This window comes from Micromonospora solifontis, assembly GCF_003725545.1.
In the GTDB taxonomy this organism is placed as follows: domain Bacteria; phylum Actinomycetota; class Actinomycetes; order Mycobacteriales; family Micromonosporaceae; genus Micromonospora; species Micromonospora solifontis.
The window spans coordinates 1-21,072 of the sequence record NZ_RJLN01000074.1 but is presented as its reverse complement, the minus strand read 5'-3'; the positions used below and the strand labels follow the sequence as shown (position 1 = coordinate 21,072).

Below are 21,072 nucleotides of genomic sequence, written 5' to 3'. Positions count from 1 at the left end.
GGCTCAGCTCAGGCCGGCAGGTCGGGCAGCTTGCGGCTCTGCTCGTACTCGGCCACCTGGGTGATCCGCCGGGCGTGCCGGGGGTTGCCGGAGAAGGGCGTGGTCAGGAACGCCTCCACCAGGGCGGTCGCCTCGTCCAGGGTGTGCTGGCGGGCGCCCACGGCGATGATGTTCGCGTCGTTGTGCTCCCGGGCGAGCTGTGCGGTGTCGATGTTCCAGGCGAGCGCGGCGCGGACGCCGGCGATCTTGTTGGCGGCGATCTGCTCGCCGTTGCCGGAGCCGCCGATGACCACCCCGAGGCTGCCCGGGTCGTTGACCACCCGGTCACCGGTGTGCAGGCAGAACGCCGGGTAGTCGTCGTCGGGGTCGTAGGCGTGCGGACCGACGTCGACCACCTCGTACCCCTGCGTGGCCAGGTGGTTGGCCAGGTGCACCTTCAGCTCGAAACCGGCGTGATCGGATCCCAGGTAGACGCGCATACCGCGCAGTCTGACAGGCCCGCCTCCGTGCCGGCGCGCGGGCGGCGGCACGGAGGCGGATTCGTCACAGGCTCAGTGCGGCAGCTCGGCGACCACCAGGCCGGCCCGCGCCTTCGGGGTGAACCAGGTGCTCTTGCGGGGCATCTTCTCCCGGGCCAGGTTGACCGCGACGAAGTCGTCCACGGTCACCGGGGCGATCAGCACCGCCAGCTCGGCCCGGCCGGCGTCGACCTCGCCGGTGAGCCAGCTCGCCGGGTAGTCGCCGCCGACGTACGTGATCCGCTTGTCGCCCGGGTCCAGGCCGAGCGCGTCCCGCAGCAGCAGCCGCTCGACCAGCGCGTGGTCGAGGTTCTCCAACTGGCCGCCGCCGACATGCGGCAACGTCACCGCGTACCCCTGGCCCGCGAGGTAGAGGTGGACGGTGCCGCCGGCCGCCGGGACCTCGACGGGCGCGCCGACCGGGGTGATCTCCGCCCCGGCGGCCCGGAGCCTGTCGAGCAGCTCCGCCGGGGTGGTGGTCAGCTCGCTGACCAGCCGGTTGTAGGGCTGGATGGCGACCGAGGCGGGCGTCGTGATCACCGACAGGAAGCGCGGGAAGCCGCCGGTCTGCGCGGCTAGGCTGCGGTGGTTGCCGTCCGCGACCACCAGCTCGCCGCCGCCGGCCAGGGCGGTCAGCTCGTCCTGCGCCGCACCGGGGCCGACCAGCCAGATGGCGTGCGTCCGCCCGGCCTGGTCGACGTCGGTGGCGGCGGGCGCGCCGGCCGCCTCGGTCGCCGCCGCGAGCGCGGCGTGCAGCTCGTCGCCGCGCCCGGTCTGGAGCAGGAGTACGGGCGAGAGCAGGTGACCGAGCGCCTCGGCGAGGGCGACCCGCTCCCGAACCTTGGCGATGAAGACGTCCTCGTTGCGGATCACCAGGCCGGGCTCGTCGGCCCGGGTGGAGATCTGGTCGGTGTCGACCATGGCGAACAGCCCGTACGCGGTCTCCTCACCGGGCGCGCTGATCCGGTAGAGGACCACGACCTGTTCGGCCGGGGTGTAGCTGCCGTCCGCCTTGGCCTCGGCGAGGCGGGCCACCGCGTCGGGAAGCGCGTCGAGGAACGACTTCCCGAGGCTCTCCGGCGCCCGGTGGGGCATCTCGATGCCCAGGGCACTGTGCGGGTTCGTCTCGACGATGGCGGTGATCTCCGCGTCGTCGGCGAACTCGTCGTAGTTCTGCGCGCCGGTGCCGCCAGTGGTGATCCAGGCCCGGGCGATCGGATGCACGACCGTCATGCCCGCTGACGCTACCCGCGGCCGCGGAAGCCCCGCCGCCGGACTCGCCCCCTTCCACCAGATGAAAGGAAGGGACCCCGGTTGACGCCTCCGGTGCAGCAGGGGCCCCTTCCCGACGGGGTCGGGTCAGGATGTGCGGTGCCGGCCCCCGGTGGGACGGCGGGTCGGCGCGGGGGTGGGCGGGCGCGAGGTGGCGCCGGTGGCCAGGCGTACCGTGGTCGCGCCGCGCGGCGCGGGGCGGTCGCCCGCGGTGGCGGACCGGGTCGGGCCGGAGGTGCCGGCCGGTACGCCCGCACCGACGGGCGGGGTCATCCGGGAGGTGGCCACCACCCGGGCCACCCCGACCACGATCGGTGGGGCCAGCAGGTCGACCATCTCGGCGGGCAGGGTAGGCCGGACCTCCGGCCAGTCCCCCTCGGTCACGGACCAGTACGTCGCACCGGAGTCCTCCGTCGCCGGCTGCGGCTCGTCGTCGGACATGCGGCGGTGCTTGGCCATCGGAACGCCTCCAGGAGCTCTGCCGGGGTGCGGCCCCGCGCGGGCCGCCGGCTGGGACACCCGGTAAAACGAGCCCTGCGCCGCCCGGGTCACGCCGGGCGGCGCAGGGTTCTGGAGGTGTTGAGAGGGGGCCCTTCCTCGCACCTCAGTCGAAGATGGGGCCGAGCTCGCGGGTGCGCTTCAGCTCGTAGAAGCCGGGGGTGCCGGCGACCAGCAGGACGCCGTCCCAGAGCCTGCCGGCCGCCTCACCCTTCGGCGCCGGCGTGATCACCGGGCCGAAGAAGGCGACCTGACCGCCGTCCGGGCCGGGCGCGTGGATCACCGGGGTGCCCACGTCGGTGCCGACCGGCCGCATGCCGGCCTCGTGGCTGGCCCGCAGCGCCTCGTCGTACTCGGTGGATTCGGCGGCGTCGGCCAGCGCCGGGTCCAGCCCGACGTCGGTCAGCGCGCCGACCAGCAGATCCCGGCCGAGGTCCTCCTTGCCGAGGTGGATCCGGGTGCCCATGGCGGTGTAGAGCTTCGCCAGGGTCTCCCCGCCGTGCGCCTGCTCCACGGCGATGCAGACGCGGACCGGGCCCCAGCCCTTGGCCATCAGCTCCTGGTACTGCTCGGGCAGGTCGCGCCCCTCGTTGAGCACGGAGAGGCTCATCACGTGGAAGTGGATCTCCACGTCCCGGACCTGCTCGACCTCCAGCAGCCAGCGGGAGGTGATCCACGCCCACGGGCACAGCGGGTCGAACCACATGTCCACGGCGCCACGCTCGGTCACGGTGTCATCCCTTCACGACTTCCGCGCGCCGGGGTGCCGGCGCTTCCCTACCGATCCTCACCCCGGGCGCGATCGACAGGTACCGGAATGAGAGCGTGACCTCGACCACCGCAGGCTGTCGGTGCATGGAAGACTCGGTTTCGGACCGGCCGTCACGAGCGGGCCGGCGAGCCGGTGCCGCGGGGCGCGGCGAGAAGAGTGGGATGGAGACGAACAGTGCCGGGAGTGCGCAACCTGACCCAGGTCGAGGCCACCGAGCGGGCCCGCCTGCTCGAGGTGACCGGGTACGACATCAGCCTTGACCTGTCCACCGCCGTGCAGGCCACCGGGCGCACCTTCCGCTCGGTGACCGAGGTCCGGTTCCGCTGTTCCGAGCCGGGGGCCAGCACCTTCATCGAGACGGCCGCCGAGTCGGTGCGCTCCGCCACGCTCAACGGCGCGCCGGTCGACCTCAGCGACTGGTCGGCGGAGAAGGGCCTCACCCTCACCGGCCTCGCCGCCGAGAACGTCCTCGTGGTGGACGCCGACTTCGCGTACTCGAACAGCGGCCAGGGCCTGCACCGCACCGTGGACCCGGTGGACGGGGAGACCTACCTCTACAGCCAGTTCGAGACGGCGGACGCGCAGCGGGTCTTCGCCTGCTTCGACCAGCCCGACCTGAAGAGCGTCTACACCTGGCACGCCACCGTCGCCGACCACTGGCGGGTGGTCTCCAACATGCCGGTGGAGCGGGAGGAGCCGGCCGGTGAGGGGCTGAAGACCGTCCACTTCGCCGAGTCGGCGCGGATGAGCACCTACATCACCGCGCTCTGCGCCGGCCCGTACCACGAGGTGCGGGACAGCCACGACGGCATCGACCTGGGCGTGTTCTGCCGCGCCTCGATGGCGCGCCACCTGGACGCCGACGACCTGTTCCTGATCACCAAGCAGGGCTTCGACTTCTTCCACGAGAAGTTCGGCGTGCGCTACCCGCTGCCCAAGTACGACCAGCTCTGGGTGCCGGACTTCAACGCCGGGGCGATGGAGAACTTCGGCTGTGTCACGCACGCCGAGTCGCACTACATCTTCCGCTCCCAGGTCACCGACTTCGAGTACGAGCAGCGCGCCAACACGATCCTGCACGAGCTGGCGCACATGTGGTTCGGCGACCTGGTCACCATGCGCTGGTGGAACGACCTGTGGCTGAACGAGTCGTTCGCCGAGTGGGCCAGCCACTGGTGCAACACCCACGCCACCCGGTTCACCGACGCGTGGACGACCTTCCTGTCCATCCGCAAGAACTGGGGCTACCGGCAGGACCAGCTCTCCTCCACCCACCCGGTCTACTGCGAGATGCCCGACCTGGAGGCGGTCGAGGTCAACTTCGACGGCATCACGTACGCCAAGGGCGCCAGCGTGCTCAAGCAGCTCGTCGCGTACGTGGGCGAGGAGCCGTTCCTGGCCGGCCTGCGGGCGTACTTCGGCAAGCACGCCTGGGGCAACGCCACCTTCGACGACCTGCTCACCGAGCTGGAAGCGGCCTCCGGCCGGGAGCTGCGCAAGTTCGCCGCGCAGTGGCTGGAGACCGCGCAGGTCAACACCCTGCGCCCCGAGGTCACCATCGGCGCCGACGGCACGTACGAGCGGGTGCTGGTCCGCCAGGAGGCGCCGGCCGGGCACCCGACGCTGCGCACCCACCGGATCGGGGTGGGCCTCTACGACCTGAGCGACGGCCGGCTGGTCCGCCGGGAGGCGGTCGAGGCGGACGTGACCGGCGAGCTGACCGAGCTGTCCGCGCTGCACGGCAAGCCGGCCGCCGACGTGCTGCTGCTCAACGACGAGGACCTCACGTACACGAAGCTGCGGCTGGACGAGCGGTCGATGGCCACCGTGGTGCAGCACATCGCCGGCTTCGACTCGTCGCTGGCCCGGGCGCTGTGCTGGACCGCCGCCTGGGACATGACCCGGGACGCCGAGCTGGCGGCCCGGGACTACGTGGCGCTGGCGCTGGCCGGGCTGCCGGCGGAGACCGACATCAACCTGGTGACCGCCACCCTGCGGCAGGCGACCACCACGCTCACCTTCTACGTCGACCCGGCCTGGGCGCCGACCGGCTGGGCGGAGCTGGCCCGTACCGCCCGGGACACCCTCGCCACCGCCGAGCCGGGCAGCGGCTTCCAGCTCGCCTGGGCCCGGGCGTACGTCTCGGCGGCCCGCGCCGACGAGGACCTGGCCGTGCTGCGCGGCTGGCTGGCCGGCACCGGGGTGCCGGCCGGGCTGACCGTGGACACCGAGCTGCGCTGGACGGTGCTCCAGTCCCTGGTGGCCAACGGCGCGGCCGGCGCCGCCGAGATCGAGGCCGAGCTGGCCGACGACCGGACCGCCAGCGGCGAGCGGGAGGCCGCGTACGCGCACGCGCTGGTCCCCACCGCCGAGAACAAGGCGGCCGTGTGGGCGCAACTCACCGGCCCGGAGGCGCTGCCGAACTGGCGCAACCGGGCGCTGCTGCAGGGCTTCACCCACCCGGCGCAGGTGGAGCTCACCGCGCCCTACCGGGAGAAGTACTTCGCCGCCGTGGGCCAGGTCTGGGCGCAGCGGGACAGCGAGCCGGCGCAGGAGTTCGTCCAGCTCGCCTACCCGGCGTACCTGGTCGAGGAGGACACCGTGGCGGCCACCGACGCCTGGCTGGCCCAGGAGGGCCACCCGGCGCCGCTGCGCCGGCTGGTGGCCGAGGGCCGCGACGGCGTGGTCCGCGCCCTGAAGGCCCGGGCGAAGGACGCCCGGAGCGCCTGACGGGAGTACCGGCCGGGGCCGGCGTGGGTGGGAGCCCGCGCCGGCCCCGGCCGTTATCGTGTACGGAGGAGGTGGACGTGATGGCACAGCCGACCCACGAGTGGCGCCCACCGGGAAGACGCTGGCGTGAGCAGGACCTTCTCGACCTGCCCGAGAACGGAAGCCGCTACGAGCTCATCGACGGGAGCCTGCACGTGACGCCACCTGCCGGGCCGGACCACCACGAGCTGGCCGACGACATCCGGATGTCGCTGCGTCTGGCGGCCCCGGCGGGCTGGCGAGTGATCCGCGAAACCGGTGTGCGCATCCCGGACGGCAATCTGATCCCGGACATCACCGTGCTCAAGCCGGACGCACCCCGGGGCCAGTTGTGGACGGATCCGGCCGATGTCGCGCTCGTCGTCGAGGTGGAATCGCCCAACAGCCGGCGCCATGACCGGTTCACCAAGCCCGCCCTCTACGCCGAGGCCGGCATCCCCCACTACTGGCGGGTGGAGCGGGGTGACTTCGGCCCGGTGGTGTACCGCTACCAGCTGGCCAAGGGCGTGCACTACGACCCGCTCGGCACCATTGGGCCGGACGATCCCGTGCAGCTCGACGAGCCCTGGCCGATGCGACTCGACCCGAGCGGCTGGCCCCGCTGACGACCGACACGAGGAAGCCCGGCCCGCGTACCGCGGGCCGGGCTTCGTCGTGAGGGAAGGGCGGTCAGCCCTTGCCGGCGTGGCTGGCGAGCTGGTCGAGGCCCTGGATGATGCCGCCGGCCAGGTCACCGCCGCCGAAGGACGCCACCATGGAGAGCGCGGCGAGCTTCGCGTACGTGTCGGGGATGCGCTTGCGGGCGTACTTGCCGGTGACGATCTCCAGCTGCCGCTGGTTGGGCGACACCGCGATCAGCACGGACTTGTCCGGCTCGGCGAGCTGCCGGTGCAGTCGCTCGGCGTGCTCCCGGATCGGCTCGTCGAGGCCGCCGACGTAGACCGAGAAGACCAGGCCGGTCCCCTGGTCGGCCAGGCGGAGCGCCTCGTCGATGCGGAGCAGCTGACGGGTCGCGAAGGGCCCGTCCAGCACCTGGGGCGGGGTGCCGATCCCCGTCGCGGCCTGCTTCTCACCAACGGTCACTTGCGCCTCCGGTTCCACCGGCCGGCGCCTCCCGGCCGGCCTGCTCCTGCTTGCGGCTGGTCAGCGCCGGGGCCTGCGCCCCGGCGGCCAGTGCGGTGCCGGCCGAGTCGGCCAGCTGCTCCGGACGGCCCAGGAACCAGACCGGAGTGAAATCGAAGGGCCGGCCCGGCCGGTAGCGCTTGGCGCCGCCACCGCCGCCGCCACGGCTGCCGGCGTACGCCAGGCCGGCGATCACCAGCACCGCGACCGCCGGGATGCCGACGAAGACCACCAACGTGTCGGTAACAGACAATCCCAACGCCCCCAGGCGGAAAGAGAGACCAGGAATCTTCCGGGTCGGGTGGACGATCATGTCGACGGGTGCCCGACTCCGCTTGTGCTGTTCACGTTAGCGGAGTCGACCGCCCGCCAGATTGCGGGGTGCTGATCCCATCCGCCACAGCCGTGCTCCAGTTGCGCGGCAGTGGCTATCAATGTCGCGTCGTCCCCGTACCGGCCGGTGAGCAGCACCCCGACCGGCATCCCGTCGGCGGTCCGGCCGAGCGGCAGGGAAACGGACGGGTCGCCGGTCACGTTGAAGATGGCGCAGTACGGCGAGAACCGCCGCTGCCGGTCGAAATCCTCCGCCGGGTCCAAGGCGGCGAACGCGCCGACCGGCGCCTGCGGCGCGGCCAGGGTGGGGCAGAGCAGCAGGTCGCAGCCGGCGGTACGGCGTACGCCGAGGCGTACCTGGGCCTGCAGTTCACCGAGGGCGGCCAGCAGCGGGCCGGCGCCGACCGCCGCGCCCCGGGCGCGGAGGAACCGGGTCAGCGGCAGCAGTTCGCTCTCCCGCTCGGGCGGCACCGGGGAGAGCGCGAGGACGTACCAGAGGGTCTCGAAGAGCGGCCACGCGGCGGGGCCGAGCGGCGCCGGCACCTCGACCACCTCGTGGCCGGCCTCGGTGAGCAGCGCGGCGGCCCGGTCGACGGCGGCCACGCAGTCGGGGTGGACGGGCTCGTCGGCGAGCATCGGCGTGGTGAAGCGGCCGATCCGCAGCCGACCGGGCGCCGCCGCACGGGCGGCGCCGAGGTAGCCGCCGGCGGGCGCGACGGGCGGCAGGTACGGCTCGCCGGGCACCGGCCGGGCCAGCACGTCGAGCAGCGCCGCCACGTCGGTGACGGTGCGACCGAGCGGGCCGTTGACGGGCAGCCCGAACCCGCCGAAGCCGAGCGGGCCGCCGGAGACCAGCCCGCGACTCGGCTTGTACCCGACCAGGCCGCACAGCGACGCCGGGATGCGCAGTGAACCGCCGCCGTCGGACCCCTGGGCCACCGGCACCAGCCCGGCGGCCACCGCGGCGGCCGCACCGCCGCTGGACCCGCCCGCCGTGTACGCGAGGCCCCACGGGTTACGCGCCGGGGGCGCGACGAGCCCCTCGGAGTAGAGGGAGCAGCCCAGCTCGGAGGTGGTGGTCTTGCCGAGGCTGACCAGCCCGGCGGCGGCCATGAACCGGACCACGTCGGCGTCGACCGGGGGCACGAAGTCGGCGAACGCCGCCGAGCCGAAGGTGGTCCGCACCCCGGCGGTCAGCGTCAGATCCTTGACCGCGGTCGGTACGCCGTGCAGCGGCCCGCGCCGGTCGGCCGGGACGGCGTCGGCGGCCCGGGCCGCCTCGCGGGCCCGCTCCGGGGTGACGGTGACGAAGGCGCCGACCGTGTCGCCGAGCGCCTCGACCCGGTGGAGGTGATGCTCGACCAGCTCCACGCTGGACAGCTCGCCCCGGCGGATCGCGTCGGCCTGCTCCAGCGCGGTCAGGTCGTGCGGCTCGGCCATGCCCCCATCCTGCCTGGACGGTCCACCGGACGCACTTCTCACGCGCCGGCCCGGACGCCGCGTCGGGCCGGCGGCCGGTCAGCCGTGCAGGAAGCGGAGGGCGTTGCCGCCGAGCAGCTTGTCGCGCTGGTCCGGGGTGAGGAAGTCGGCCTTGCGGACCACCTGCCCGACCGGCCGCTCCCCCAGCGGATACGGGTAGTCGCTGCCGACCAGCACCCGGTCCTCGCCCATGGTGTCGACCAGCAGCCGCAGCGCGGCCGGCTCGAAGACCACCGAGTCCACGGAGAACCGGTCCAGGTAGGCGCTGGGCGGGGCGGTGGAGGCGCCCCGGACCAGGTCCCCCCGGCGATGCCAGGCGTTGTCGGCGCGGCCCAGCCAGAACGGGAAGCTGCCGCCGCCGTGCGCGAAGCAGATCCGCAGCGTCTCCGGCACCCGGTCGAAGACCCCGCCGAGGATGAGCGCCAGCACCGACAGGTGCGTCTCGGCGGGCATCCCGGTGAGCCAGCGGGCCATCCAGCGGTCCAACCGCGGGCCGCCGGGCATGTCCCAGGGGTGCACGAAGACCGGCGCGCCCACCTCCGCGCAGTGGGTCAGGAACTGCACGATGCCGGCGTCGTCGAGGTCCCGGTCGCCGACGTGGTTGCCGATCTCCACACCGGCGTGGCCGGCGGCCAGGCACCGGTCCAACTCCGCGCAGGCGGCGTCCGGGTCCTGCAACGGCACCTGGCAGAACGGCACCAGCCGGTCGCCCCCGCCGGCGGTGACCGCCAGGGTGAGGTCGTTGAAGATGCGGGCCACCTTGACCGCCTGGTCGGCCGGCCGGTCGTAGCTGAAGAAGACCGGGGTGGGCGAGACCACCTGCACGTCCACGCCGTCGGCGGCCATGTCGCCGAGCCGGGTGTCCGCGTCCCAGCATTCCGCGCCGACCGGCCGGAACTCCGTCTCCCCCATCATGATCATGGCGGCGCGCTCGGAGTCCACCCGCAGCCAGGGCCAGCCGGACCCGCCGCACGCCGCGGCGAGGTCCGGCCACCCCTTCGGTACGACGTGCGTGTGCACGTCCACGACGGGATGCGGCATCAGCCCTTGCCCGGGTGCAGCGCGCCGCAGTTGGTGCAGGTACGGGCCTTCTCGTCCCCGTAGAACGCGGCGAAGACCGGGGGCAGGTCGGCGGCGATGTCCCGGACCTGGAGTTCCACCTCGTGCACCTGGTGGCTGCACTCGGGGCAGTACCACTGGAACTTCTCCAGCGTGCCCTCCTCGCGGACCCGCTCGATCACCATGCCGATCGAGCCGGCCTCCGGGCGCTGCGGAGAGTGCGGGGTGTTGCGCGGCAGCATCCACATCTGACCCTCGCGCACGTGCACCGTACGCGGCCCCTCGGGGAGCATCAGGTTGATGTGCATGTTGCCCTTGACCTGGTAGAAGAACTCCTCGTACGGGTCGACGTGGAAGTCGGTGCGCTGGTTCGGGCCGCCCACCACCATGACGATGAAGTCGTCGCTGCCGGGCAGCATCTCCTTGTTGCCCACCGGCGGCTTCAGCAGGTGCTGGTTCTCCCCGATCCAGCCCTGGAAGCTGAACGGCTCGGCGATCTCACTCACGATGACCTCCCGACGGGTAGTAGGGCCACGGCCTGCATCTCGATCAGCAGGTGCGGGTGCGGCAACTGGTGCACGGCCACCGTGGTCCGGGTCGGCCCGGTGGCGTCGAAGAACTCCGCCCACACCTCGTTGTAGCCACCGAAGTCGTTCATGTTGACCAGGTAGCTGGTGACCTGCACCAGGTCGGACAGGTCCGCCCCGACCGAAGCCAGCAGGTCCCGGATGTTCTCGATCACGGCCCGGGTCTGCGCCCGGATGTCCAGGTCGGTCGTGCCGAACTCGTCCACCGAGACACCGGCGAAGGTGTTGTCCGGCCTTCGCGACGACGTACCGGAGACGAAGACGAACCCGCCGGCGACCTTGACGTGCGGGAAGGCGCCGCGGGGCACGGCCTTGCCGGCGACCACCCGGGCGGTCGGAGCCTCCGCTGCCCGCGACCGCGGGGCTCGCAATCCCGGCTCACTCCTCGCGCTCACGCCGCCGCCTTCAACGACACGGTGCCCAGCTTCTCCACGACGGCCCGGACGTGCGCGCCGGGTCGCAACGGCACCGCGGCGGTGGCCGCCCCGGCGAGGAACACCCAGCCCTCGCGCAGCCGGACGCCGTGCCGGCCGGCCAGCCGGATGCCCTCGTCCAGCGCGCGGCGCGGGTCGCCGAGGATCGCCGCGGTCGAGCCGACCTGCGCGACCCGGCCGTCGATCTCCAGCAGCACCCCCAGGTTGTCCAGCCCGTCCGGCACCGGCGACCAGGGTCCGATCACGAACGCCGCGGCCGAGGTGTTGTCGGCGATGACGTCCGGCAGGGAGAAGGTGAAGTTGGCGTACCGGGAGTCGATCAGCTCGATCGCCGGGGCGACCGCGCGGACCGCGTCGGTGAACGCGCCGACCGGTTCGCCGGGCTCGGGCAGGCGGTCGAGCAGGAAGGCCACCTCCGGCTCGACCCGGGGGTGGATGAAGTCGCTGACGTCGACCGAACCCCCGTCGGGCACCCGCATCACGTCGGTGAGCCGGCCCCAGATCACCTCGTCCACCCCGACCTGGGCCATCTTCGCCTTGCTGGTCAGCCCCATCTTCAGCCCGACCAGCCGCTCACCCCGGTCGAGGCGGCGCTGCACCAGCGCGGTCTGCACCGCGTACGCGGCGTCGACGTCGAGGCCCGTCTCGGCGGCGAGCTGCGGGATCGCGGTGGCGCTGTCGGCCGCCGCGCCCAGCTTCTCGGCGATCCCCGCGATGTCCGGCCCGATCATGAGAGCTCCTCCTTGCCGGCCAGGTCGAGCGCCACGTCCACGATCATGTCCTCCTGGCCGCCGACCATCCGGCGCCGGCCCAGCTCCACCAGGATCGACCGGACGTCCACCCCGTACTTCGCCGAGGCGCGCTCGGCGTGCCGCAGGAAGCTGGAGTACACGCCCGCGTACCCGAGGGAGAGCGTCTCCCGGTCCACCTGGACCGGCCGGTCCTGGAGCGGGCGGACGATGTCGTCGGCCGCGTCCATCAGCGCGAACACGTCGCAGCCGTGCTTCCAGCCGTGCAGCTCGGCGACCGCGACGAAGACCTCCAGCGGGGCGTTCCCGGCCCCGGCCCCCATGCCGGCCAGGGAGGCGTCCACCCGGACGGTCCGCCCGGACGGGGAGCCGAGCGGCCCGTCCCCCAGGATCCGGCCGTGCTCGACCGCCACCACGCTGTTCGCCACGCCGAGCGACAGGTTGTGGTGGGCGTGGATGCCGATCTGCGTCTCCGGTTCGAGCACCTGCCGGTACGCGTCGACCCGCTCCGCCACGTCGGACATCAGCAGCCGGCCGCCGGAGTCGGTGACGTAGACGCAGTGCGCGCCGTACGACTCCATCAGCTTGGCCTGCGCGGCCAGCCCGGCCGGGTCGTTCATGTGCGACATCATCAGGAACCCGGAAACGTCCATGCCGTTCTCCCGGGCCCAGGAGATGTGCTGGGCGGAGATGTCCGCCTCGGTGCAGTGGGTGGCGATCCGCACGCTGGTCACCCCGAGCGCCTTCGCCGCCTTCAGGTCGGCGATGGTCCCGATGCCGGGCAACAGGAGGGTGGTGAGCCGGGCGGTGGTCAGCACCTCGGCGGCGGCGGAGATCCAGTCGGCGTCGCCGGCCGCGCCGTGGCCGTAGTTGACGCTGGAGCCGGCCAGCCCGTCGCCGTGGGCCACCTCGATGGCGGCCACCCCGGCCGCGTCCAGCGCGGCGGCGATGGTCCGCACCTGGTCCACCGTGTACCGGTGCGCGATGGCGTGCATCCCGTCGCGCAGCGTCACGTCCTGGATGTAGAGATCGGTCATGCCGGCACCCCCTTCGCCCGGAGGGCCACCAGGCGCTCGGCGGTGCGCAGCGCCGCCGAGGTCATGATGTCCAGGTTCCCGGCGTACGCGGGCAGGTAGTGCCCGGCGCCGGAGACCTCCAGGAAGACCGACACCTGCAGGCCGGTGAACGGCCGCCTCAGCGCCGGCACGTACGCCTCGACCCGGTCGAACTGCACGTCCTGCTTGAGCCGGTAGCCCGGGACGTACTCCTGCACGGTGGCCACCATGTCGGCGACGGAGGCGGCGATCGCCGCGCGGTCGGCGTCGGCGTCCGGGCAGAGGCAGTAGACGGTGTCCCGCATCAGCAGCGGCGGATCGGCCGGGTTCAGCACGATGATGGCCTTGCCCCGGTCCGCGCCGCCGACCACCTCGATGGCCCGGGCGGTGGTCTCGGTGAACTCGTCGATGTTGGCCCGGGTGCCCGGCCCCGCCGACCTTGAGGCGATCGAGGCGACGATCTCCCCGTACGCGACCGGGGTGACCCGGCCGACGGCGTGCACGATCGGCACGGTGGCCTGCCCGCCGCAGGTCACCATGTTCACGTTGGACTGGTGCAGGTGCTCGTCGAGGTTGACCGGCGGCACCACGTACGGGCCGATGGCGGCCGGGGTCAGGTCGACCACGGTCCGGCCGTGCGCCCGCAGCACCTCGTCGTGCCGGCGGTGCGCGCCGGCCGAGGTGGCGTCGAAGACCAGCTGGACGTCGGCGAACTCCGGCATGGCGACCAGCCCGTCCACGCCCTCGGCGGTGGTCGCCACGCCGAGCCGGCGGGCCCGGGCCAGGCCGTCCGACGCCGGATCGATGCCGGCCATCGCCACCATGCGCAGCTCGCTGCTCAGCCGCAGCACCTTGATCATCAGGTCGGTGCCGATGTTGCCCGAGCCGAGCACCGCCACTCCGACGGTCATGATGCCTCCTTGGAGAAGCAGGTCCGCACCGAGCCGAGCCCGGAGATCCGGGCCTCGTACGCGGCGCCCGGCGTCACCGGCACCATCGGGCCGAGCGCCCCGGAGAGCACCACGTCCCCGGCCTTGAGCGGGTCGCCGGCGCGGGCCATCGTGCCCGCCAGCCACTCCAGCGCGTGCAGCGGGTTGCCGAGGCAGGCCGCCCCGGCCCCGACCGAGACCGGTTCGCCGGTGTGCTCCAGCACCATGCCGCAGAGCCGCAGGTCCACGTCGGCGAGCCGGCGCGGCCTGGTGCCGAGCACGAACAGCCCGCTGGACGCGTTGTCCGCCACGGTGTCCACGATGGAGATATCCCACCCGGCGATCCGCGAGTCGACGATCTCGATGGCCGGCAGCACGTGGTCCACCGCCCGGATCAGGTCCACCCCGGTCACCCGCTCGTCGGGCAGGTCCGTACCGAGCACGAAGGCGATCTCCGCCTCCACCCGGGGCTGGAGCAGCCGACTCATCGGCACCTCGACGCCGTCGCCGACCGCCATGTCGTCGAAGAGCACCCCGAAGTCGGGCTGGAAGACGCCGAAGCTCTCCTGCACGGCCCGGGAGGTGAGACCGATCTTGGCGCCCACCCGGCGGTGCCCCTTGCCGAGCCGCTGTCGGGTGTAGACCTGCTGCACCTGGTAGGCGGCCTCGATGTCGCCCTCCGGCAGCATCCGGCCGCGCAACGGCGGGCAGGGTTTCTCCTCCTGCCGGGCGACGGCCAACTCCCGGTTGGCGGCCTCGATGTCGACGGTCATGCCGGCTCCTCGCTGCGTTCGCTTGGGACGCCGGCCATTCTGCCCGGAGCGCGCACTCATGAGAGGTCCACGCAGACGTTGGTGAGTTCGGAGTAGAAGTCGAGCGAGTGCACGCCACCCTCCCGGCCGATGCCGGATGCCTTCACCCCGCCGAACGGGGTGCGCAGGTCGCGCAGGAACCAGGTGTTCACCCAGACGATGCCGGCGTCCAGCCGGGACCCGGCCCGGTGCGCCCGGCCCACGTCCCGGGTCCAGACCGTGGCCGCCAGGCCGTAGTCGGTGCCGTTGGCCAGGGCGTACGCCTCGTCCTCGTCGTCGAACGGGGCGACGTGGACCACCGGGCCGAAGATCTCCTCCCGGTTGGTGCGGACGTCCGGGCCGAGCCCGGTCAGCACGGTCGGCTGCACGTACGCGCCGCCGTCGCGGGCGTCGCCGAAGCGCGGCACCCCGCCCCCGGCGCGCACCTCGGCGCCCTCGGTACGGGCCAGCTCGTAGTGGCCGAGCACCTTGTCCCGGTGGGTGTGCGAGATCAGCGGCATGTTCACCGTGGCCTCGTCGGCCGGCCAGCCGTACGCCAACTCGTCGGCGCGCTTGGCCAGCCGGGCGGTGAACTCCTCGAACACCGGCCGCTGCACGTAGATCCGTTCGGTGCAGAGGCAGACCTGGCCGCCGTTGGTGAAGCTGGACCGGACCGAGCCGGCGACCGCCGCGTCCAGGTCGGCGTCGGCGAAGACCAGGCCGGCGTTCTTGCCGCCCAGTTCGAAGGAGACCGCCTTCACCCCGTCGGCGGCGGCGCGCATGATGGCGCTGCCGGTGGCCGACTCGCCGGTGAAGGTGATCGCGTCGACGCCGGGGTGCCGGGTGAGGAACTCGCCGGCCGAGCCGGGGCCGAAGCCGTGCACCAGGTTGAACACGCCGTCCGGCACGCCCGCGGCGGCCATCACCTCGGCGAGCAGGGTCGCCGAGGCGGGGGTCTCCTCGCTGGGCTTCACGATCACCGCGTTGCCGCAGGCCAGGGCGGGCGCGACCTTCCAGGTGAGCAGCAGCAGCGGCAGGTTCCACGGCACGATCACGGCGACCACGCCGACCGGCTTGCGGACCGCGTAGTTCAGCGCCCGGCCGCCGGTCGGGGTGACCGTGGTGAACGACTCGGTGGGCGCGGTCGCCACGATCTCGGCGAACGCCCGGAAGTTGGCCGCGCCGCGCGGGATGTCCAGCGTGCGGGCCTGGGAGATGGCCTTGCCGGTGTCCGCGACCTCGGCGGCGACCAGGTCGTCGAAGCGTCGTTCCAGTTCGTCGGCGACCCGGCGCAGCACCTCGGCGCGCTCCCGCTCCCCCATCCGGCCCCACGGCCCGCGCAGCGCCGCCCGGGCGGCGGTGACCGCGTCGTCCACGACGGACGACGACGCCTCGACCACCTCGAAGACGGGTTCGCCGGTGACCGGGCTGCGCTTGGTGAACCGGGTGCCGGTGTCGGCGAAGGCGCCGCCGACGAAGTTGCGCAGCAGGCCGGGGCCGTCCGGCGCGTGCCCGGCCATCAGCCGGGGATCCCAGAGACTCATCGCCGCCGCCCCAGCGCCGCGCCGATCCCGGCGGCCAGCAGCGCCAGCGCCCCCGCCGCGACCGCGCCGACGGCGGCGTACTGCCGGCGGACCCGGCGGCGCACGTCCGCGTACGGGGTGGTGGAGAAGGAGACCAACTCGTACTGGGACACGTACCGGCCGGGCAGGGCCCGCTCCAGCGCGTGCTCGATCCGCTTGCGGGTCTGGAACACCGGGGAGGCGACCTTGTCCCGCATCTCCACGAAGTTGGTCAGCGCCATCCGGGCGATCGCCTCCGCGTTGGCCTGCCGGCGGTGCTGGAACAGCGGCAGCGCCGACGCCCAGTGGTCGTCGCACTCGTCCAGGCAGCGGTCCAGCTCCACCACGTCCTCGAAGGCGCAGTTCGCGCCCTGGCCGTAGAACGGCACGATGGCGTGCGCCGCGTCGCCGAGCAGGCCCACCTTCCCCTCCACCTGCCACGGCGTGCAGCGGACCGTGCCGAGCACCCCGACCGGGTTGTGCTGGTAGTCGTCGACCAGGTTCGGGGCGAGCGGGACCAGGTCCGGGTAGTGGGTGGTGAAGTGGCGCTCGATGGCGGCCGGGCTGCCCAGCGACGCGAAGCTCTCGGTGCCGTGCGTGGGCCAGAACAGCGTGCAGGTGAAGGAGCGGTCCGGGTTGGGCAGCGCGATCATCATCGAGGTGCCGCGCGGCCAGATGTGCAGCGCGCCCGGGTCGAGGGCGAACTCGCCGCCGATCGGCGGGATGGTGAGTTCCTTGTAGCCGTAGTCGAGGAAGTCGAGGCTCTCGGTCAGCACCCCGTACGCGAGGAGCTGCCCGCGCACGGCGGAGCCGGCGCCGTCGGCGCCGAGGACCACCGATGCGGTCTCGCTGACCTTGCCCTGCGGGGTCTCGAAGGTCATCTCGCCGCTGGTCGGGTCGAGGCCGACCAGCCGGTGGTCGAAGGCGATCCGCACGCCGGGCAGCGCGGCGGCGGCGGTGAGCAGCGCGTTGTTCAGCGCGCCGCGGCTGATCGAGTTGATCGCCCGGTCGCCGGAGACGCTGTACGACTGGAACTGCGGCTCGCCCTCGACCGGGTGGATCATCCGGCCGCGCATCGGCAGCGCGTCGGTCATCACCTGCTGGTCCAGCCCGATCCGGCGCAGCGCGTCCAGGCCGCGCTCGGAGAGCGCCAGGTTGATCGAGCGGCCCCGCTCGACCCGCCCGGTGCGCGGGTCGGGCCGCCGCTCGTAGAGCGCCACCGGGTAGCCGCGCCGGGCCAGGAAGCAGGCCAGCAGGCAGCCGGCCAGCCCGGCCCCGACGACGGCGATCTCCTCGCGTTCCGCGGTCATGGGGTCACCTCCACGGTCGCGGCCAGCGCGTCGGCGACCCGCCAGCAGTCGTGGTACGTCGAGTAGAGCGGCACCGGGGCGAACCGGACGATGTCCGGCTCCCGGGCGTCGGCGATCACGCCGTGCTCGTGCCGCAGCCGCTTGGTCAGCTCGTTCGCGCTGCCCGCCCAGCCGCCTTCCGTTCGCGACTGCGGGGCTCGCAGACCCGGCTCACTCCTCGCGCTCACGCCGATGCGGACGGAGAGCTGGCAGCCCCGGCGGGCCGGGTCGCGCGGGGTGACCACGGTCAGCGGCCGGTCGGCGGTCACCTCGTCGAGCAGCCGCTCCAGGTAGCCGGTGAGCCGCAGGCTGCGCTCCCGCAGCGCCGGCATGCCGACGGAGTCGAACAGCTCCAGCGACGTCCGCACCGGACCCATCGCGAAGATCGGCGGGTTGGAGATCTGCCACGCCTCGACGGTGGCCGGCGGCCGGGAGACCGGAGTCATCTCGAACCGGGTGGCCGCCTCGGTGCTCCACCAGCCCTCGAAGCGGGGCAGCGCCGGGTCGCCCAGGTGCCGCTCGTGGACGAAGACGCCGGCCAGGGCGCCCGGTCCGGAGTTCAGGTACTTGTACGAGCACCAGGCGGCGAAGTCGACGTCCCAGTCGTGCAGGGCGAGGGGGACGTTGCCGGCCGCGTGCGCCAGGTCCCAGCCGACCACCGCCCCGGCGGCCCGGCCGGCCGCGGTGATCGCCGGGATGTCCATCAGCTCGCCGGTCAGGTAGTTGACCCCGCCGAGCAGCACCAGCGCGATCGTGTCCCCCTCGGCGGCGAGGAGGTCGAGGACGTCGGAGCTGCGCAGGGTGTCCTCGCCGGCGCGCGGCCGCAGCCGGACCACGGTGGCGTCGGGGTCCAGGCCGTGGAAGCGGGCCTGGCTGCGCACCGCGTAGCTGTCCGACGGGAAGGCGCTGTCCTCGATGACGATCCGGGTCCGCCGCCCCGCCGGCCGGTAGAAGCTCACCATCAGCAGGTGCAGGTTGACCGTGAGGGAGTTCATCACCACGGTCTCCGCGGGGAGCGCGCCGACCAGCCGCGCGGCCGGCGCGGTCAGCAGTTCGTGGTACGGCAGCCAGGGCCGCTCGGCCTCCAGGTGCCCCTCCACGCCCAGCCGGCGCCAGGCGTCCAGGTCGGCGAGGAGTTCGTCCCGGGTGGCCCGGGGTTGCAGGCCCAGCGAGTTGCCCGCCAGGTACGCCACCTCGGGGTAGCGCCCGCCGTCGGCCGGCGGCACGTGGAACAGGTGCCGGTGCCCGGGGTCGGCGGCGTCGAGCTCTCGCGCCTCAGCTTCGGTGTGCATGTCCATCTCTCTCGGTCACATCGCGGTCCGGGCGGACCACAGCTCGGGGAAGACCACCCGGGCCATGCTGCGCTGCAACCAGGCCAGCCCGGCGGAGCCGCCGCTGCCGACCTTGGCGCCCATGCTGCGCTGCACCGCCTTGATGTGGTGCCAGCGCCAGTCGCCGAACCGCTCGGCCACCTCGGTCAGCGCGTCACCCAGCAGCCGCAGGTGGTTCTCCGGGCCGGCGTCGGCGTAGATCCGCACCCAGGCCGCCTCGACCGCGGGGTGCGCCTCGTGGTCGGCCGCCCGCTCCCGGTCGAGCAGGTCGGCCGGGAGGTCGAAGCCGCGCCGGGCGAGCAGGGCGAGCACGTCGTCCCAGAGGCTCGGGGCGGCGAGAGCGGCGGTCAGCTCGGCGTGCACCTCGGTCTGCCGGCGGAACGGGCGGATCAGCGCCGGGTCCCGCAGGCCGAGCAGGAACTCCAGCTGCCGGTACATGGCCGACTGGAAGCCGGAGCCCTCGCCGAGCCGGTCGCGGAACCGGTTGAAGTCGGCCGGGGTCATCCAGCGCAGCCCCTGCCAGGCGGCGTTGAGCCCGTCGAGGTGCAGCGCGGCGCGGCGCAGCGGGGGCAGCGCCTCCCAGATCCGGTTGGCCCGCAGCTCCCGCTGGGCGTGCCGCAGCTCGTGGCAGGTCAGCCCGAAGTACAGCTCCATGATCTGGGTGACCATCAGGAAGGACATCTCGCCCGGGTCGTCGCTGAGCGGCTGCTGCAGGCTGTGCAGGGTGCTCGCCCGCACGTACGCGTCGTAGGGCACCCGCTCGGCGAACTCCAGCGTCGGTTCGCCGCCGTTGCGCGCCGCCCGGGCCGCCCGCTGGTGCGCGGTGGCGGGGCGTACCGCCGTGGTCTGTTCCACCGTCGTCTCCCTCCGTACGCCGCGGTAGACGACATGATGCCGCCGGTGGATCCGCAGATGGAATGCCTCTTCAACGGCGATACGCTGGTCTCACCTGCCATAGCTAAGGCTTACCTCCGGCTCGGCTTAACGAAGGAAAGGTCACCGCGTGGACGACATGGACTGGGCGCTGCTGCGCGAGCTCCAGGCCGACGCCCGGCTCTCGTACAGCGAGCTGTCCCGCCGGGTCCACCTGTCGCCCCCGGCGGTGGCCGAGCGGGTCCGCCGGCTGGAGGAGTCCGGCGTGATCACCGGCTACCACGCGCACGTGGACCTGACCCGGGCCGGACGGACGGTGCTCGCCCTGATCCGGATGTCCTGCTACGGCTCGCGCTGCATCCTCAACGACCCGGAGGTGGCGGGCTGGCCGGAGATCATGGAGATCCACCGGATCACCGGGGACGCGTGCAGCATGCTCAAGCTGGCGGCCGGCTCGATGGGCGAGTTCGAGCAGGTCATCGACCGTCTCGCCCCGTATGGCCAGCCGTCCAGCACGATGGTCCTGTCCACCCCGCTGGACTGGCACCCGGTGGAGCCGCTCCCGCCCGCCGGCGCGCCCCCGGCCGCCCGCCGCCGCTGAGGCGCGGTCCCGGGGCCCGGGAGCCCGGGCCCGTTAACAGCCCGCCCCACCGGGAACGCAGCCGCCACTGCCCGACAGCAGGATTCCGGCGCGCCGCGCCGGAAGGGGGGAATCATGCGAGGGCTCGTGGCACATCGCGCCCGGTCGGCCGTCCTGAGCGTGCTCGGACTGGTCGCGGCGTTCGTCCTGATGACCGTCGCCCCGGCACGCGCCGGGGAGAACGTGTTCGTCGAGGTCACGCCCAATCCGGCGCAGGCCGGCACCCGGGTGAGCATCCGGGCGAACTGCGACAACGCGAACAACCGGCAGGCCGAGGTGAACTCGGACGCCTTCGGGCGGGTCATGCTCCGGCCGGACAACGGCTTCCTGACCGGGGCGGTGACCATCCCGAGCAACAAGCCGGCCGGAGACTACCCGGTCGACCTGCGCTGCTCGAACGGGAACACCGCCTCGACCACCCTCACCGTGCTGAACATGGCCTCGCCCAGCAAGGGCCCGGCCACCGGTGGCGGCGGCACGGCGGGCAGCGGCCGGGGCACCGGCTCGCTGCTGCTGGTCGGCGGGCTCGTCGCGGTGGCGGTGGTGGCCGGCGTCGGTGCCCGCCGCAGGACCGGGTCGCGCTTCTGACGAGGGTGCGGCCGATGGCCTGTCAACCGACCCGAGCCGGCCGGCAGCCGGACGACCGGATGACGCGGATCCACGGTGACGGTCGCGCGAGCACCCGGTCGCGGGACCGGGCCGTGGTCGAGCGGGACCACCGCGCCGTCCGGCCGCCCCGGCAGGCCGCCGGGACGCGCATCCACGGCGACGGCCGGACCACGCGACTGCCTCCGGATGTCCGCCCGGCGGCGATCGGGCGCGACGGCCGGTCCGTGGCGATACCGCGCACCGCACGCACCGCGCGGATCCAGGGCGATGGTCGCGGCGCGCGGCGGAACGGCGACGTCCCGCGCGCCCAGCGGGACGTCCCGGGCACCCGCCGTGCCGGC

23 protein-coding genes are annotated in these 21,072 nt (G+C 73.3%); 5 read left to right on the top strand and 18 right to left on the bottom strand.

All coding sequences use genetic code 11. The features are described 5' to 3' along the window. Nucleotides 1-8: 8 nt before the first annotated feature. The 4 genes from EFE23_RS21520 to EFE23_RS21505 all read right to left on the bottom strand — a co-directional run bounded on the left by EFE23_RS21520 (nucleotide 9) and on the right by EFE23_RS21505 (nucleotide 2,994). On the bottom strand, nucleotides 9-479 hold the full coding sequence (locus tag EFE23_RS21520) for a ribose-5-phosphate isomerase (protein ID WP_123242747.1): 471 nt from the start codon (nucleotides 477-479) through the stop codon (nucleotides 9-11). 72 nt (nucleotides 480-551) lie between these two features. After that, nucleotides 552-1,751, bottom strand: coding sequence for a DUF1015 family protein (locus tag EFE23_RS21515; RefSeq protein ID WP_123242746.1), 1,200 nt, complete (start codon nucleotides 1,749-1,751; stop codon nucleotides 552-554). A 126-nt stretch (nucleotides 1,752-1,877) separates the two neighbouring features. Next, nucleotides 1,878-2,249 (bottom strand): hypothetical protein, encoded by a 372-nt coding sequence (locus tag EFE23_RS21510; protein ID WP_123242745.1) that lies wholly within the window; start codon nucleotides 2,247-2,249, stop codon nucleotides 1,878-1,880. Between the two features lie 145 nt (nucleotides 2,250-2,394). Continuing rightward, nucleotides 2,395-2,994, bottom strand: coding sequence for a mycothiol-dependent nitroreductase Rv2466c family protein (locus tag EFE23_RS21505; protein WP_204335224.1), 600 nt, complete (start codon nucleotides 2,992-2,994; stop codon nucleotides 2,395-2,397). 249 nt (nucleotides 2,995-3,243) lie between these two features. Here EFE23_RS21505 and pepN point away from each other — a divergent pair, with 249 nt between their 5' ends. Continuing rightward, a complete protein-coding gene (gene pepN, locus EFE23_RS21500) occupies nucleotides 3,244-5,790 on the top strand; it encodes an aminopeptidase N (RefSeq protein WP_123242743.1) in 2,547 nt (848 codons plus the stop codon). An 80-nt stretch (nucleotides 5,791-5,870) separates the two neighbouring features. Continuing rightward, a complete protein-coding gene (locus tag EFE23_RS21495) occupies nucleotides 5,871-6,434 on the top strand; it encodes a Uma2 family endonuclease (RefSeq protein ID WP_123242753.1) in 564 nt (187 codons plus the stop codon). Nucleotides 6,435-6,498: 64 nt separating this feature from the next. On the opposite strand, the gene EFE23_RS21490 is transcribed toward EFE23_RS21495, so the two are convergent. From EFE23_RS21490 to EFE23_RS21425, 14 genes are all read right to left on the bottom strand, one after another. Beyond that, nucleotides 6,499-6,912 carry a DUF5130 family protein gene (locus EFE23_RS21490; RefSeq protein WP_123242742.1) on the bottom strand — a complete coding sequence of 138 codons (414 nt, stop codon included), beginning with the start codon at nucleotides 6,910-6,912 and terminating at the stop codon, nucleotides 6,499-6,501. Then, nucleotides 6,899-7,204 carry an aa3-type cytochrome oxidase subunit CtaJ gene (gene ctaJ / locus EFE23_RS21485; protein WP_439650870.1) on the bottom strand — a complete coding sequence of 102 codons (306 nt, stop codon included), beginning with the start codon at nucleotides 7,202-7,204 and terminating at the stop codon, nucleotides 6,899-6,901. The genes EFE23_RS21490 and ctaJ overlap by 14 nt, the downstream gene beginning before the upstream one ends. Nucleotides 7,205-7,260: 56 nt before the next feature. Further along, nucleotides 7,261-8,724 carry an amidase gene (locus EFE23_RS21480; protein ID WP_123242740.1) on the bottom strand — a complete coding sequence of 488 codons (1,464 nt, stop codon included), beginning with the start codon at nucleotides 8,722-8,724 and terminating at the stop codon, nucleotides 7,261-7,263. Nucleotides 8,725-8,802: 78 nt separating this feature from the next. Then, nucleotides 8,803-9,804: an amidohydrolase family protein gene (locus EFE23_RS21475; RefSeq protein WP_123242739.1), complete on the bottom strand. Its 1,002-nt coding sequence runs from the start codon at nucleotides 9,802-9,804 to the stop codon at nucleotides 8,803-8,805. Next, complete coding sequence (locus EFE23_RS21470; RefSeq protein WP_123242738.1) at nucleotides 9,804-10,328, bottom strand: 3-hydroxyanthranilate 3,4-dioxygenase; 525 nt, start codon at nucleotides 10,326-10,328, stop codon at nucleotides 9,804-9,806. The genes EFE23_RS21475 and EFE23_RS21470 overlap by 1 nt, the downstream gene beginning before the upstream one ends. Then, nucleotides 10,325-10,780, bottom strand: a complete 456-nt coding sequence (locus EFE23_RS21465) for a RidA family protein (protein WP_123242737.1) — start codon at nucleotides 10,778-10,780, stop codon at nucleotides 10,325-10,327. Before EFE23_RS21465 ends, EFE23_RS21470 begins: the two co-directional genes overlap by 4 nt. 20 nt (nucleotides 10,781-10,800) lie before the next feature. Continuing rightward, a complete protein-coding gene (locus tag EFE23_RS21460; protein ID WP_123242736.1) occupies nucleotides 10,801-11,574 on the bottom strand; it encodes a 2-keto-4-pentenoate hydratase in 774 nt (257 codons plus the stop codon). Next, the gene (gene dmpG / locus EFE23_RS21455; protein ID WP_123242735.1) at nucleotides 11,571-12,629 is read right to left on the bottom strand and encodes a 4-hydroxy-2-oxovalerate aldolase; all 1,059 of its coding nucleotides are present in this window, start codon (nucleotides 12,627-12,629) and stop codon (nucleotides 11,571-11,573) included. The genes EFE23_RS21460 and dmpG overlap by 4 nt, the downstream gene beginning before the upstream one ends. Then, nucleotides 12,626-13,558 carry an acetaldehyde dehydrogenase (acetylating) gene (locus EFE23_RS21450; RefSeq protein ID WP_123242734.1) on the bottom strand — a complete coding sequence of 311 codons (933 nt, stop codon included), beginning with the start codon at nucleotides 13,556-13,558 and terminating at the stop codon, nucleotides 12,626-12,628. Before EFE23_RS21450 ends, dmpG begins: the two co-directional genes overlap by 4 nt. Further along, entirely contained in the window at nucleotides 13,555-14,349 is a 795-nt protein-coding gene (locus EFE23_RS21445) for a 2-keto-4-pentenoate hydratase (RefSeq protein ID WP_123242733.1), read from the bottom strand. Before EFE23_RS21445 ends, EFE23_RS21450 begins: the two co-directional genes overlap by 4 nt. A gap of 56 nt (nucleotides 14,350-14,405) precedes the next feature. Next, nucleotides 14,406-15,887 carry a 2-hydroxymuconic semialdehyde dehydrogenase gene (locus EFE23_RS21440; protein ID WP_123242732.1) on the bottom strand — a complete coding sequence of 494 codons (1,482 nt, stop codon included), beginning with the start codon at nucleotides 15,885-15,887 and terminating at the stop codon, nucleotides 14,406-14,408. 20 nt (nucleotides 15,888-15,907) lie between these two features. Beyond that, nucleotides 15,908-17,239 carry an FAD-dependent oxidoreductase gene (locus EFE23_RS21435; RefSeq protein WP_123242731.1) on the bottom strand — a complete coding sequence of 444 codons (1,332 nt, stop codon included), beginning with the start codon at nucleotides 17,237-17,239 and terminating at the stop codon, nucleotides 15,908-15,910. Further along, nucleotides 17,236-18,570 (bottom strand): kynureninase, encoded by a 1,335-nt coding sequence (gene kynU / locus EFE23_RS21430; protein ID WP_123242752.1) that lies wholly within the window; start codon nucleotides 18,568-18,570, stop codon nucleotides 17,236-17,238. Before kynU ends, EFE23_RS21435 begins: the two co-directional genes overlap by 4 nt. A 15-nt stretch (nucleotides 18,571-18,585) precedes the next feature. After that, nucleotides 18,586-19,464 carry a tryptophan 2,3-dioxygenase gene (locus tag EFE23_RS21425; protein ID WP_123242730.1) on the bottom strand — a complete coding sequence of 293 codons (879 nt, stop codon included), beginning with the start codon at nucleotides 19,462-19,464 and terminating at the stop codon, nucleotides 18,586-18,588. A 148-nt stretch (nucleotides 19,465-19,612) separates the two neighbouring features. Between EFE23_RS21425 and EFE23_RS21420 the strand changes: the two genes are divergently transcribed. The 3 genes from EFE23_RS21420 to EFE23_RS29075 all read left to right on the top strand — a co-directional run. Next, nucleotides 19,613-20,083, top strand: coding sequence for an Lrp/AsnC family transcriptional regulator (locus EFE23_RS21420; protein ID WP_123242729.1), 471 nt, complete (start codon nucleotides 19,613-19,615; stop codon nucleotides 20,081-20,083). 114 nt (nucleotides 20,084-20,197) lie between these two features. Further along, the gene (locus tag EFE23_RS21415) at nucleotides 20,198-20,710 is read left to right on the top strand and encodes a hypothetical protein (RefSeq protein WP_123242728.1); all 513 of its coding nucleotides are present in this window, start codon (nucleotides 20,198-20,200) and stop codon (nucleotides 20,708-20,710) included. 59 nt (nucleotides 20,711-20,769) lie between these two features. Next, nucleotides 20,770-21,072: hypothetical protein (locus EFE23_RS29075; protein WP_233601091.1), on the top strand; the 303-nt coding region annotated here is incomplete at its 3' end.

Coding starts and splice junctions, on each gene's coding strand:
- EFE23_RS21480 (WP_123242740.1), bottom strand. CDS start 8,724: ATGGCCGAGCCGCACGACCTGACCGCGCTGGAGCAGGCCGACGCGATC.
- EFE23_RS21505 (WP_204335224.1), bottom strand. CDS start 2,994: ATGTGGTTCGACCCGCTGTGCCCGTGGGCGTGGATCACCTCCCGCTGG.
- EFE23_RS21445 (WP_123242733.1), bottom strand. CDS start 14,349: ATGACCGTCGACATCGAGGCCGCCAACCGGGAGTTGGCCGTCGCCCGG.
- EFE23_RS21460 (WP_123242736.1), bottom strand. CDS start 11,574: ATGATCGGGCCGGACATCGCGGGGATCGCCGAGAAGCTGGGCGCGGCG.
- EFE23_RS21440 (WP_123242732.1), bottom strand. CDS start 15,887: ATGGCCGGGCACGCGCCGGACGGCCCCGGCCTGCTGCGCAACTTCGTC.
- dmpG (WP_123242735.1), bottom strand. CDS start 12,629: ATGACCGATCTCTACATCCAGGACGTGACGCTGCGCGACGGGATGCAC.
- EFE23_RS21450 (WP_123242734.1), bottom strand. CDS start 13,558: ATGACCGTCGGAGTGGCGGTGCTCGGCTCGGGCAACATCGGCACCGAC.
- EFE23_RS21495 (WP_123242753.1), top strand. CDS start 5,871: ATGGCACAGCCGACCCACGAGTGGCGCCCACCGGGAAGACGCTGGCGT.
- EFE23_RS21435 (WP_123242731.1), bottom strand. CDS start 17,239: ATGACCGCGGAACGCGAGGAGATCGCCGTCGTCGGGGCCGGGCTGGCC.
- EFE23_RS21475 (WP_123242739.1), bottom strand. CDS start 9,804: ATGCCGCATCCCGTCGTGGACGTGCACACGCACGTCGTACCGAAGGGG.
- EFE23_RS21515 (WP_123242746.1), bottom strand. CDS start 1,751: ATGACGGTCGTGCATCCGATCGCCCGGGCCTGGATCACCACTGGCGGC.
- EFE23_RS21520 (WP_123242747.1), bottom strand. CDS start 479: ATGCGCGTCTACCTGGGATCCGATCACGCCGGTTTCGAGCTGAAGGTG.
- EFE23_RS21510 (WP_123242745.1), bottom strand. CDS start 2,249: ATGGCCAAGCACCGCCGCATGTCCGACGACGAGCCGCAGCCGGCGACG.
- kynU (WP_123242752.1), bottom strand. CDS start 18,570: ATGCACACCGAAGCTGAGGCGCGAGAGCTCGACGCCGCCGACCCCGGG.
- EFE23_RS21415 (WP_123242728.1), top strand. CDS start 20,198: ATGCGAGGGCTCGTGGCACATCGCGCCCGGTCGGCCGTCCTGAGCGTG.